Here is a 12,071-nt window from a genome sequence, read left to right on the forward strand (position 1 = left end):
TGCGGTGACAGAACAACTTCGGATCGCTGTTATCCCCGGATTTTTTTGAATCCCATCTAGAATGGGAAAATCCGTTGATAAAGGCGACCGCTACGCTTCCTTCGTTTTTTCTGTCCCCTCCGTTAACGTGTGTACGAAAATAATATGACCTGAGCTTTTGCTCTGATGTAGGTAATAGAAAAGGGGTGCTGCTCGTCATTCAAATGAAATGACGAGCAGCACCCCTTTTTGTTTTGTTTTTTCATAATCTAACGAACTGTGCACACGTTATTGGCGGTTATTTACTGTGCATTTTAAACTCCAGGAACAGGTCGTTATAATGCGAGAGCATTTTTTTACCCAGATTATCGTAGACCTCCAGCTTGCCTGTCAGTGTCTCGTCTGGATAGAAGCGTTCATCCTCCGAGATGTCCTCTGGCAGCAGCTTAAGGGCCTCAGCGTTTGGTGTGGAATATCCCACATACTCGGCATTGCGAGCCGCATGGTCTGGGTCCAGCATGAAGTTGATAAACTGGTGTGCCCCTTCAATATTACTCGCCGTCTTTGGAATAACCATGTTATCGAACCAAAGGTTCGAGCCTTCTTCCGGCACCATGTAATCCAGTTTGTCATTCTCATCCATAATCTCGGACGCATCCCCGGACCATACAAGTCCAACCGCCGCTTCCTCGTTCGCAAGCAACATCTTGATCTCGTCTCCGACAATTGCTCTGACGTTTGGTGTCAATGTAGACAGCTTCTTCAGCGCTTCTTGCAAATGGTCTTCGTTGGTATCGTTCAGGGAATATCCGAGACTGTTGAGACCCATACCAATGACTTCACGTGCTCCGTCGAGGAGAAGGATCTGGTTTTTTAGACGTGGGTCCCACAGGTCATTCCAGCTATCAAACGTCAATCCATCCACCAGCTCAGGATTGTACACAACCCCTACCGTTCCCCAGAAATAAGGGATGGAGTAATTGTTGCCTTCATCAAAGGACAAGTCCATAAACCGTGGATCAATGTTGTCCAGATGGGTCAATTTGCTATGATCGAGTGGAACGAGCAGGTCTTCTTCTTTCATTTTGCTAATTGCATATTCGGAAGGAATCGCCACATCAAATGTGGTTCCCCCCTGCTCAATCTTGGTCAACATCGCTTCATTGGAGTCAAACGTCTGATAGATAACCTTAATGCCGGTCTCGTCCTCAAACTCCTTGAGCAGATCGGGGTCGATATAATCGCCCCAGTTATAGATGGTCAGCGTGTTACCGCCAGAATACCCCTGACTCTTATTCAGATACGAAGCCAGGATCATCAGGGCAAACGCGGCCACAAAAACAAGCGCAAATGTCCGTACCAGTTGCTTCATGGACGCAGCCCCTTTCCTCCGGGTGGTATCCGTGTTGCACGGCGGTTAATGAAGTAATATCCCACAACCAGCAACACCGTCAGCAGGAACAATAAGGTGGACAGCGCATTGATGGACAAGGATACGCCCTGCCTTGCTCTCGAGTATATCTCTACAGAGAGTGTAGAATAACCATTACCCGTGACAAAGAATGTTACTGCAAAATCATCGAGCGAGTACGTCAATGCCATGAAGAATCCGGCAAAAATACCCGGTTTCACGTATGGCAACACCACACGCGTCAGAATCTGCCATGAACCAGCGCCCAGATCACGTGCCGCATCCATCAGTGTTGGACTCATCTCCTGCAACTTCGGCAGTACCATGATTACAACGATCGGTACACTGAATGCGATATGAGACAGCAGGACCGAAGTGAAGCCCAGTTTGATGCCAATCATGGTGAACAGAATCAGGAATGACGCACCAATGATGACATCCGGACTAACGATCAGCACGTTATTGAGTGACAGCAACGTATTTTTGGTCCGTTTGCGACGCACATGGTAGATCGCCAGTGCACCTGCTACACCAAGGATCGTCGAGATCGCCGATGACAGGAGCGCAATGATAAATGTATTCAGTACAATGATGAGCAGCCGTGTATCGGCGAACACCTCTCTGTACCATTCGAGCGTGAATCCTTCGAAGCTGCGCATATGGCCGCCACTATTGAAGGAATAGAAGATCAGATACGCAATCGGTGCGTACAATATGGCGAATACAACGGCCAGATAGACGTTAGACAGCTTTCCGTTTCTTCCCATTACGCACCTCCTTCTTGCCTGATCCGGTCAGGAACATAATAATCGCCATCGCAATAATCAAAAAGACGGCAATCGTTGAACCCATTCCCCAGTCCTGGGTGACGAGAAAATGCTGTTCAATCGCTGTTCCCAGCGTAATTACACGGTTCCCCGCAATGAGGCGGGTAATCATGAACAGGGACAGCGCAGGAATAAATACAGCCTGACAGCCTGATTTCACTCCACTAATCGTCAGCGGAAAGATAACCCGGCGGAATGTCAGCCACGATGAGGCTCCCAGATCCCGGGCCGCGTAGATCAACGATGGATTCATCTCTTCCAACGCATTGAAGATCGGCAGGATCATGAATGGAATGAAGATGTACACCGAGACAAAGATAAAGCTGAAATCGGTGAACAAAATCTGCTGTGTACCAATACCCACGACTTCAAGCAGGGAGTTGGTCAGGCCGTACGTTCCAAACAGGCCGATGAAGGCGTACGCTTTTAACAAGAGATTGATCCAGCTTGGAAGAATGATCAGCAGCAACCACAGCTGCTTGTGCTTCGTCCGGGTCAGCATATACGCCGTTGGGTAGGAGATCAGCAATGAGAACGCCGTAATCAGAAATGCATACCAGAACGAACTTAGAGTCATCTGCAAGTACACCGGTGTGAAGAACCGGGCGTAGTTGCCAAACGTGAAGTTACCCTCCACATCAAAGAATGAATAATAGATGACCAGCAGAACCGGCGCCACAACAAACAACACCATCCATAATACATATGGAATCAGATACGCATTGCGTGTGCTGGCCTTAGTCTGCATGAGCGGCCTCTTGGTAGGCTTCGAGTCGTTTGTCGAACTCTTCTTCGGTCTCGTTAAAGCGCATGACGTGTACAGCTTCCGGGTCAAAATACAGTCCAATCCGTGCGCCTACAACGGCTTTCTTCGTTGAATGAACAAGCCACTCATTGCCCGCATCGTCGTAGGTGGATATCTCGTAATGCACCCCGCGGAATAACTGGGAGTCCACATTGACCTTCAGCTTACCCTGTTCTTCGGTTGTAATCTCCAGATCCTCTGGACGAATAACAATCTCTACCGGCTCGTCCGGCTGGAGACCCTGATCGACACACTCGTGCTGTGCGCCAGCGAATTCCACCACAAAGTCCTGCTTCATTTTGCCCGATACAATGTTCGATTCCCCGATAAAGTCTGCTACAAAACGGTTAATCGGCTCATCATAGATATCATTCGGTGTACCGCTTTGTTGGATCACGCCGCCATTCAGGACAAAGATCTCGTCGGACATCGCCAAGGCTTCTTCCTGATCATGTGTAACAAAGATAAACGTAATACCCAGTCGCTGTTGCAACTCACGCAGCTCATACTGCATTTCGGTCCGCAACTTCAAATCGAGTGCCGAGAGCGGCTCGTCCAGCAGCAGAATTTCGGGTTCGTTCACAATCGCGCGTGCAATCGCAACACGTTGTCGTTGTCCGCCGGACATTTCGCCAATTTCACGGTTTTCATAACCGGACAGATTGACGAATTTGAGGGCTTCCAACACTTTGCTGCGAATTTCAGCCGTTTTCATCTTTTTGATCCGCAAACCAAAGGCTACGTTCTCAAATACATTCAAATGTGGAAATAACGCGTAATCCTGAAATACGGTATTCACCTGCCGCTGGTGGGCAGGCACCCGGTTGATGAGCGCACCGTTAAAATAAATACTGCCCTGTGTCGGTTCCGCAAAACCGGCAATCAGCCGCAATATCGTTGTTTTCCCGCAGCCCGATGGGCCAAGAAGCGTATAAAATTTACCCCGCTCAATCTCAAAGCTGACTGCCTTCAATACGGCTTCATCCTGATCGTATTGCTGAGTCACCGCTTCGAAGCGGATAATCGGTTGTTGTTCTGACATGCTTCACATCGCCCCCTTATACTTGAGGTACCTCTTAAGTCTGTACACTTTTCGTTCATGCATCCTTATAGATAACCCATCTATTATATATGATTCAGGTATATCCGCAATGGTTTTGATGTAAACGCCGCATGTCATTTCTTCTTATTTTCAAAAATCCTGCATACATTACGGGTAATGTCGATAATACGTACCCATATGGAGTAAATGAAGAATTTTTAGGATTCCATTTTATGTGTGAGAGGAGTCTTGGCTCTTGGATATTCGTTGTAACCTGCCTTTGCTGATGACCATTTGTTTCTTAAGTCAGATGGGCGGATTCATGATCCTGCCCCTGTTTCCTTTGTTTATTGAGGAATTCGGCCTGTCCGGCTGGATGATGGGGGTTATTTTTGCGCTTTTTTATGTGGGGAAAGTTCTTGGGGGCATTCCTGCAGCGGCAATCTATAGAAAGCTCGGAGGGAAAAAGGCGCTTATCCTGATGCTGTTACTACTCGCGGTCTGTATGGGTGGCTTCGCGCTGTCTTCTGCTGCCGTTTTATTCGGTTTGCTCCGGTTGCTGCAAGGGCTCGCTTCCACTGGCCTTACCGTGGTCGTACGTTCCATCATCGGGGATGGGGGCAGTGTAGACAACCGCGGCCTGTACAATGGATATATCAGCAGTAGTGAGGGAGGCGGTATGGTACTCGGTCCGGTCATAAGTGGCTGGCTCGCATTGCATTGGCCCTTGTCGGTGCCTTTTCTGCTCGTTACCGTCTGTTGTCTGATGGCCGTGGTTGCTGCGATGGGGATGAAGACAACGGCACAAGCTAGAGCTACACATGAATCTGGGGGGACGTTAAGTGATTATCAACTAGAAGAACCTTCGGCTACTGTGAACCAAGAACCTCTGGACAACTTAACACATTCACTACTCCACACGAATGATGTTTCAGATGATGACACTATTATTGACTCCCCTCCTCATACTACTATAACTGCTGCTCCTTTATCTTCATCACCGTCTGATGCAAAGTATACTCAAGTTGAGTATACCTCCCTATCCAATCAAGCTCCCGGATCAACAACGATTGGCCCAACTACAGAGCTTACCCAGCGTCAACAGCTTCTCGGCTACGGCACAGTACATTTTCTGGAGATGAGCGCGTATGCGGTATTCCTCACCTATTTTGCACTGTATGCAGCTCACATCATGCATTGGGACCCGTTTGCAACCAGTCTCGCCTTCACCGTCTCCGGGATTTCTACGCTCGCCGCTGCTCCCTTTGTTGGTTATCTCTCTGACCGGATGGGCGATCGTCTGTTGCTTTGCATGCTCGGCATGTTCCTCATTGGAATCGAAGTTGCTGTATTTCTAAGCACGTCCTCCCATCTATGGGTCTACGTCGGCATGTTGATTGGCGGGGTGGGTGGTGCATGTTACATGGATTCGTTCTTTGCCCATATTGGTGATCATATCCCGGACGAGAGTCGAAGCTCTGTCATAGGCAAAATTGTCTCAGCTGCCGAGATCGGCTCCATCGTGTCTCCACTGGTTGCAGCACTACTTATGGAGGTTGGCTCGCTGTACTCCGTGTTTATATTCAATCTGGTGCTGATTGCTGCTGCCATTGTAGTTCAGGCTGCGATGCGTAGTCGATATCGATTGAAAGAGGGTTAACTCATCATTTGATAAAAAAGGATCACAAAAAATAACCCGTCTGCACAATTTAATGTGCAAACGGGCATTTCATTGGTGCCTCACCAGCCTGTGGCTGGTCATTCTCTACCTGTGCATTCTGCTGCTCGCTGCTTCGCAACTCTGCGGCAGATGCCACGCCATCTTTCAGCGTATACGCCTGATCCTGATGGAAAAAGTTAGGCTTCACGATCTCATTACGATAAGAGCTGTGGAAAATATGCGTTGTCGCTGGAGACACTGGCGGAATCAGCCACACCCAATCCCCGGTCAGCTCACGCCCAGCCTTCTCTTCCCGCTGTTCAAACATAGCAAATTGCGCTGCCGCCGTGTGGTGATCCACAATGCTCACGCCTGCTTTTTTGAAAGAATGCAGCACAGCTACATTCAGCTCCACCAACGCACGGTCCTTCCACAATGTCGTTTCACTTGACGTATTCAATCCAAACGCTGCCGCCACCGCAGGCAGCTTGTTATATCGAAACGTGTCCGCCAGATTACGGGCGCCGATCTCGGTACCCATATACCAACCATTGAACGGTGCTGCTGGATAAGATATGCCACCAATCTCCAGTCGCATATCAGCAATCATCGGAACGCCGTACCAACGCATGCCCAGATCGGCAATCCCATCCCGCTCCGGGTGTTCGATCATCACTTCCACAATCTCTTCTTCTGGCACAACATACCACTCTGGGGCTTGTCCTTGTGCCTGAATAATGAGCGGTAACACATCATAGGAGCTACCTGCCCCTTGCCAGCCAAGTGACATCGCCGCCTTGGTCAGTTCCACCGAAGCAGGATCTCCAATAATACCTTGCTCTGTCTCATATCCCGCATAACGAATGAGCTGATGATTCCAGAGTCGTACCGGAGCTCCATTCGGCCCATCCGGTGGAAGAATGGTAATCATCGGGATTACTTTGCCTCCGTTGGATGCCACATGAATATGATTCAACACAGCTTCTGCTGCCGTCCCTGCCGTATCGGCATGACGGGCATCCACGATCCGAAGTTTATCCCAGAACAGCCGCCCGATACAGCGGTTGCTGTTCCGCCATGCCATTTTACAACCCTGCTCCAATTCCTCTTTGGTATGCACATAAGTACCGGTTACTTCGATCTCTCCAATAACAGCAACAAGCCGGGCCTGTGCGTCTTCACGCGAATGGCCCAGCTCTTCATAACATGTATATATAAACCGTTCAGCTTCTTCCTGCAATTGTTCCAGGTCTGACCGCATCGTTCATTCCACCATTCTGTACATCTTGAATGCCATCATTATACGGCAAGCGCACCGGATTTGTAAGCGAACGGACACTTTGTTCACGGACTCTACATATCGTTGTCAGGATGTAGGGTGACTTTGCTTATTTGCCCAGAAATGCGTTTAACATCCAGACCTCTTTATCCAGGGCAGCGGTGAAACCAATCAGCATATCTTCCGTTGCGTTATCCTCTGCTTCTCCCGCTTCGTGAATGCCTTGATGAATCACTTCCACCATCGTACGCAGATCAGCAACCACCGACTCTACCATACGTTCAGCAGACAACTGTCCTTGTGCCTCTTCAATCGGAGACAGACGTAACTGTTCACCCATCGTAGCCACCGGACGTCCACCAATAGCCAGCAAACGTTCTGCAACTTCGTCCATATTTGCCGTAGCCAAATTGTACAGCTCTTCGAATTTGGCATGCAGTGTGAAGAAGTGAGGTCCTTGGACATACCAGTGGAAGTTATGCAGTTTCGTGTACAGTACAGACCAGCCTGCGATCTGACGGTTCAGAACCTCTTGAAGTGCTGTAGCGTTGTTGGCAAAAGTGTTGTTTCTAGTTTGGATTGTGCTCATGGAATTTATCCCCTCTCGAATATAAAAATAGAATTTGAATTTTATGATGGATTACTTTGGTTCGCTTCTTTTAATTTAGACTTAATCTAAATCTTGTTTTAATTATAACACCGCATATACTGTTTGGGAAGGCTCCGAACTACTCTTTCAAATGAAGATTTCATGAAGCACTGCTTCATAGAAACATTGGCATAGGCTAAGTAAAAAAGATGATTTTAAGCAAACTCTCCCCAACCTATTGGAGTTATGATAGACTCATCTGATCGGATTATCCATAAATTAGTGGAATAGTATGATACCCATCATAAAGATAGTTACCATTATAGGAAGTTAACTTAGTCACTATTGCGGAGGTAAACATGAGGATATTTCAATTTAAACAAGAGTCAGGGAAAAAGATTACCAAATTCGATTCTAATTTTGTAATGTCACGTATTACGCAGACTAACAAAGCAGCTCATATCGGATGTATGCACTTGGCTGAAGGTGGAGTAGTAGGTTATCACCAAGCTGTGGTTCCTCAACTACTTTTGATCGTAAGTGGAGAGGGCTGGGTAAGAGGTGAAGCAAATGAATACATCAAAGTGCATTGTGGCGAAGCCGTACTCTGGGATAAACATGAATGGCACGAAACCAAAACAGAAGCTGGACTCATGGCAATTGTAATTGAAAGCGAGGAGTTAGACGCCTCATTATTGGTGCCTTTATAGAAAGTACAATTAAAAAAAAGCAGACCTGCACCTAAAAACGGTAACAGGACTGCTCCTTTAAACATAAATCTCCTTAAACTCGAACATATTCAAAAGTCAGAATACGACTGATTTCTTCATAACTCCGTGCTACAAAATGGGGCTGATGATCGGACTCCGGCAATGCCTCCCGATGATTGAACCAGATAATTTTCCACCCCGCATCGACTGCACCTACCACATCATTACGCCACGAGTCGCCAATGTAATAGCTGGAACGAGCATCTGTCCCGGTCTGCTTATTCACATATTCGAACAACCTGCGATCCGGCTTCGCATAACCAGTCGTACCGGAGATGAAGATCAGATGCTCGTCTACGAGACTGATCACATCCAGTGCTTCAAGCTTGCGGCGCTGATGCTCTCCTTCTCCATTGGTGATTAGACCAACAGTATGGCCTTCTGCCTGAAGTCTTCTTATCAGCTCATATGCTCCTTCAAAAGGCATAATCTCAAATTGTCTGCTCAGATACTGTGCTTGCAGTTCTTCAGCCTGTCCCGATTGTAGGGGAAGTCCAAACTCCTCCATCGTCAACTCAAATCTTTGACGGCGCATTCTCTCCACCGCATCCGGCTCCGGAACAGCTGACAGATCTTCTTGTGCAGACAACCAGTCACTGTAATAACGAAAACGGTGATAGGCCTCAGCAAAAGGGAAATCATCCGGCAGGCCGAGAACGTCCTGCAACGCGCCACGAAGCGGCTGCAAGTGATCATATAACGTATCATCCACGTCGAAAAATATCGTTTTAGCATTATGATTATTGGATAACATGAACTACTGTCCCCCTCACTTCCATCAAATAATACGAGTATATTTTAGTCAGAAAAATACGTTCCATATGATTACAGATATTACAATCCCATAAATCTTCGTGATATAATTAAACAACAACTATTGGAGCTGATTTCACTATGAGAGATTTGCTTGATCCTAAAAACGACTTCGTGTTCAAACGCATCTTTGGTAGCGAAGAAAATAAGGATGTTCTGCTTGCTTTCTTGAATAGAACATTTCAAGAAGCTGGAGAGCCACGACTTACTGAAATTGTACTTATGAATCCGTACACAGACAAAGATTCTCCTCAGGACAAACAATCCATATTTGATATCCAGGCTAAGACAGCCGAAGGCAATCTGATCAATATTGAAATGCAGTTATTCAACCGATATGATAATGAAAAACGTACCCTGTATTATTGGAGTAAACAATACTCAAGTCAGCTTACTGAAGGTAATGCATATAAAAAATTAAAGAAATGTGTCACAATTAATATTTTGAATTTTTCTGTTCTTTCAACCGAACGTTATCATAACATATTTCATTTACGGGAAGATAACACGGGAATTCCTCTGACGGATGATCTCGAAATACACTTTCTGGAATTATCTAAACTTGATCAAGAATATACGATCAACTCTGGTGGCTTGTTAAACTGGTTACTTTTCCTCAAAAGTGACAATACCGAGAATTGGGAGGTGCTAAAAATGCAGGAACCTGAACTGGGCAAAGCAATGACTGTTCTCGAATTTCTTAGTCAGGACAAGGAAGCGCGACGACGCTACGAAATGAGGCAAAAAGCTTTACATGACGAGGCATCCCTACGTGAGGGTGCCAGAGAAGAAGGCGAACGCCAAGGAAAACTTGAAATAGCTTCTAAAATGATTGCCAAAGGTATGGATTTGGAGTCAATTTCCGAATTGACGGGATTTTCAATGGAAGAATTGAAAGCAATGAATCCAACTCATTAAATCTTTCTTTGACTTCAAAAAGGCATACGTCCTGTACCCTGCAAGGGGTACTGTACGCATGCCTTTTTATTTTTGATTGAATCCTTAAAGTTTTATCCGCCAAAAGCTTAAATTCTACTCCACTATCAAACAATCTAATTGAAGGTACATCACAGAATGTGTGTATTCTAATTAGATTACTAACGATACAACCTTACCTGCATTCACATCAATCAGGCCATGGTCCGTGATCTTCAGCGCCGGACTTACCGCAAGAGAGTGAGTACTGATCGACATGATCGGGTTGTAATGTACATATCCAAGAGACAACATCGCTGCTCTCAATTCCTTCACTTGATGGGACACTACTGCCAGTGGTTCCTCCGTCAAAATGCCACCTACGGGAAGTTCCAGATGGGACAGCACCTTGCCGTCTTCCACCACACAGAAGCCACCCTGGCTCGAAATTACTGTGTTAGCTGCCAATATCATATCTTCACGATTACGTCCTACAATCAGCAGGTTGTGATTGTCATGTGAATATGTCGTTGCAATAGCACCGCGTTTGATGGTGTCTCCACCGATCAGACCATGTGCACGATTGCCGTTTACACCATAACGTTCAAAGGTAGCAATTTGTGCATATCCGCTTTCTTCCCATAACAATTCGCCATCCGCAGACTGAATCGGTGCAATATGTTCTTCCACAAAAGTAGAACCATCCTTCACCATCATGACACGGCATTGGTATTCACCTTCACCAGCGAGTTCAACACCTGATCCACTGACTTTTGGGTCTGACAACTGAATTGCAAAATCTGTTACGCCCAACTTCTCCAACTGTACACTCTTATAGAAGTGAGGTGGGAACTGCCCGGTTATGCGTTCCTGCTTATACGGTTCGTAATCGTCATAAGCTTTGCGGCCGTTTTTGTACACCTGATCAATAGAGAGCTCCTCCAGGTTGGATAACAAAACATAATCGGCCACTTTTCCTGGGGCCACGCTGCCACGATCGGTCATTTTCATCCGGGAAGCAGGGGTAGATGTTGCGGCGTAGATCGCATCTTCCGGACGCATCCCCATCTGAATCGCTTTACGTACGATATGATTCAGATGACCATGCTCCACCAGTGAATCCGGCATCACATCATCCGTTACGAAGCAGAAATGCTGCGCCACATCATGTTGAATCAGATACTCCATGACTTCCGGGGTCATTGATTTCTCCTGAATTTCAATAAACATACCTGCCGCAATTCGCGCCTGTAATCCCTCAATGCTCTGATGGGTATGATCGGAATCAATACCTGCGTAGATCAGTCGATGCAGATCGAGTCCAAGCAGTTTCGGTGTATGACCTTCGATCACCAGATCCGGATAGTTTTTGCGAATATGCTGTAAAATCTGGTTGGTCTTGCACTCCGGATCACGAATGACATCGACATAGTTCATGATCTCGCCCAGACAGATGATCTCGCCAGTGGCGAGCAACACGTCCATATCTTCGATTTCAATCGAACCGCCTGTTGTCTCCATCGGGGTTGCCGGAACGGAACTCGGGATCGCATAGAACATGTCGACCGTCGTCTCCCGACTCACAGCCATCATCTCCTGCACACCCTCCAGCCCGAATACATTCGCCATCTCATGCGGTTCTGCTACAATGGACGTTACCCCGCAGCCAATCAGACCATGAGAAAAGGTTTCCGGTGTCACCATCGTGCTTTCGATATGCAGATGGATATCGATCAAGCCAGGAATCATGTATCTTCCTCGCGCATCGATGACTTCGTCTGCCTGAATCATCTCAGGCCCACCGGGTCCAACATACAGGAATCTGCCGTCCAACACAGCGACGTTGTTCATTTCAAACCGTTTATAATAACTGTTATACACATGTACATTCATAATTAGTTGATCTGCACGCATGGGGCATAATCTCCTTCTTCACAAACATTTCACCGCGATCCGGACTAGACAATGAACCTGTACTTTA

Annotated in this window: 11 protein-coding genes; 3 read left to right on the forward strand and 8 right to left on the reverse strand. The window is 46.8% G+C overall.

Annotated elements, in window-relative coordinates; translation table 11 throughout:
* Nucleotides 1–277: 277 nt before the first annotated feature.
* From MHI12_RS28330 to MHI12_RS28345, 4 genes are read right to left on the reverse strand one after another with little or no spacing between them, the layout of a single operon-like run.
* The gene (locus MHI12_RS28330) at nucleotides 278–1,351 is read right to left on the reverse strand and encodes a PotD/PotF family extracellular solute-binding protein (protein ID WP_405170927.1); all 1,074 of its coding nucleotides are present in this window, start codon (nucleotides 1,349–1,351) and stop codon (nucleotides 278–280) included.
* Nucleotides 1,348–2,157 (reverse strand): ABC transporter permease, encoded by an 810-nt coding sequence (locus tag MHI12_RS28335; RefSeq protein WP_062836831.1) that lies wholly within the window; start codon nucleotides 2,155–2,157, stop codon nucleotides 1,348–1,350. The genes MHI12_RS28330 and MHI12_RS28335 overlap by 4 nt, the downstream gene beginning before the upstream one ends.
* Nucleotides 2,132–2,965 carry an ABC transporter permease gene (locus tag MHI12_RS28340; RefSeq protein ID WP_017691799.1) on the reverse strand — a complete coding sequence of 278 codons (834 nt, stop codon included), beginning with the start codon at nucleotides 2,963–2,965 and terminating at the stop codon, nucleotides 2,132–2,134. Before MHI12_RS28340 ends, MHI12_RS28335 begins: the two co-directional genes overlap by 26 nt.
* Complete coding sequence (locus tag MHI12_RS28345) at nucleotides 2,955–4,064, reverse strand: ABC transporter ATP-binding protein (RefSeq protein WP_062836830.1); 1,110 nt, start codon at nucleotides 4,062–4,064, stop codon at nucleotides 2,955–2,957. The genes MHI12_RS28340 and MHI12_RS28345 overlap by 11 nt, the downstream gene beginning before the upstream one ends.
* Before the next feature lie 256 nt (nucleotides 4,065–4,320).
* On the opposite strand from MHI12_RS28345, the gene MHI12_RS28350 reads away from it, so the two are divergent.
* Nucleotides 4,321–5,724, forward strand: a complete 1,404-nt coding sequence (locus tag MHI12_RS28350) for an MFS transporter (protein WP_405170928.1) — start codon at nucleotides 4,321–4,323, stop codon at nucleotides 5,722–5,724.
* A gap of 49 nt (nucleotides 5,725–5,773) precedes the next feature.
* Here the strand turns inward: MHI12_RS28350 and MHI12_RS28355 are convergent, their stop codons facing one another.
* On the reverse strand, nucleotides 5,774–6,985 hold the full coding sequence (locus tag MHI12_RS28355; RefSeq protein WP_405170929.1) for a nitric oxide synthase oxygenase: 1,212 nt from the start codon (nucleotides 6,983–6,985) through the stop codon (nucleotides 5,774–5,776).
* 127 nt (nucleotides 6,986–7,112) lie between these two features.
* The gene (locus tag MHI12_RS28360; RefSeq protein WP_366347726.1) at nucleotides 7,113–7,592 is read right to left on the reverse strand and encodes a DNA starvation/stationary phase protection protein; all 480 of its coding nucleotides are present in this window, start codon (nucleotides 7,590–7,592) and stop codon (nucleotides 7,113–7,115) included.
* A gap of 359 nt (nucleotides 7,593–7,951) precedes the next feature.
* Here MHI12_RS28360 and MHI12_RS28365 point away from each other — a divergent pair, with 359 nt between their 5' ends.
* A complete protein-coding gene (locus MHI12_RS28365) occupies nucleotides 7,952–8,302 on the forward strand; it encodes a cupin (RefSeq protein WP_405170930.1) in 351 nt (116 codons plus the stop codon).
* 73 nt (nucleotides 8,303–8,375) lie between these two features.
* Here MHI12_RS28365 and MHI12_RS28370 read toward each other — a convergent pair whose 3' ends face one another.
* Nucleotides 8,376–9,116, reverse strand: coding sequence for an HAD family hydrolase (locus MHI12_RS28370; RefSeq protein ID WP_405170931.1), 741 nt, complete (start codon nucleotides 9,114–9,116; stop codon nucleotides 8,376–8,378).
* 140 nt (nucleotides 9,117–9,256) lie between these two features.
* Here MHI12_RS28370 and MHI12_RS28375 point away from each other — a divergent pair, with 140 nt between their 5' ends.
* Nucleotides 9,257–10,093, forward strand: coding sequence for an Rpn family recombination-promoting nuclease/putative transposase (locus tag MHI12_RS28375; RefSeq protein ID WP_405170932.1), 837 nt, complete (start codon nucleotides 9,257–9,259; stop codon nucleotides 10,091–10,093).
* 171 nt (nucleotides 10,094–10,264) lie between these two features.
* Here the strand turns inward: MHI12_RS28375 and MHI12_RS28380 are convergent, their stop codons facing one another.
* A complete protein-coding gene (locus MHI12_RS28380) occupies nucleotides 10,265–12,004 on the reverse strand; it encodes an adenine deaminase C-terminal domain-containing protein (protein ID WP_405170933.1) in 1,740 nt (579 codons plus the stop codon).
* Nucleotides 12,005–12,071 lie beyond the last annotated feature (67 nt).

Source organism: Paenibacillus sp. FSL H8-0280 (assembly GCF_045040665.1).
GTDB lineage: Bacteria > Bacillota > Bacilli > Paenibacillales > Paenibacillaceae > Paenibacillus > Paenibacillus xylanexedens_A.

Coding starts and splice junctions, on each gene's coding strand:
- MHI12_RS28330 (WP_405170927.1), bottom strand. CDS start 1,351: ATGAAGCAACTGGTACGGACATTTGCGCTTGTTTTTGTGGCCGCGTTT.
- MHI12_RS28335 (WP_062836831.1), bottom strand. CDS start 2,157: ATGGGAAGAAACGGAAAGCTGTCTAACGTCTATCTGGCCGTTGTATTC.
- MHI12_RS28340 (WP_017691799.1), bottom strand. CDS start 2,965: ATGCAGACTAAGGCCAGCACACGCAATGCGTATCTGATTCCATATGTA.
- MHI12_RS28345 (WP_062836830.1), bottom strand. CDS start 4,064: ATGTCAGAACAACAACCGATTATCCGCTTCGAAGCGGTGACTCAGCAA.
- MHI12_RS28355 (WP_405170929.1), bottom strand. CDS start 6,985: ATGCGGTCAGACCTGGAACAATTGCAGGAAGAAGCTGAACGGTTTATA.
- MHI12_RS28360 (WP_366347726.1), bottom strand. CDS start 7,592: ATGAGCACAATCCAAACTAGAAACAACACTTTTGCCAACAACGCTACA.
- MHI12_RS28365 (WP_405170930.1), top strand. CDS start 7,952: ATGAGGATATTTCAATTTAAACAAGAGTCAGGGAAAAAGATTACCAAA.
- MHI12_RS28370 (WP_405170931.1), bottom strand. CDS start 9,116: ATGTTATCCAATAATCATAATGCTAAAACGATATTTTTCGACGTGGAT.
- MHI12_RS28375 (WP_405170932.1), top strand. CDS start 9,257: ATGAGAGATTTGCTTGATCCTAAAAACGACTTCGTGTTCAAACGCATC.
- MHI12_RS28380 (WP_405170933.1), bottom strand. CDS start 12,004: ATGCGTGCAGATCAACTAATTATGAATGTACATGTGTATAACAGTTAT.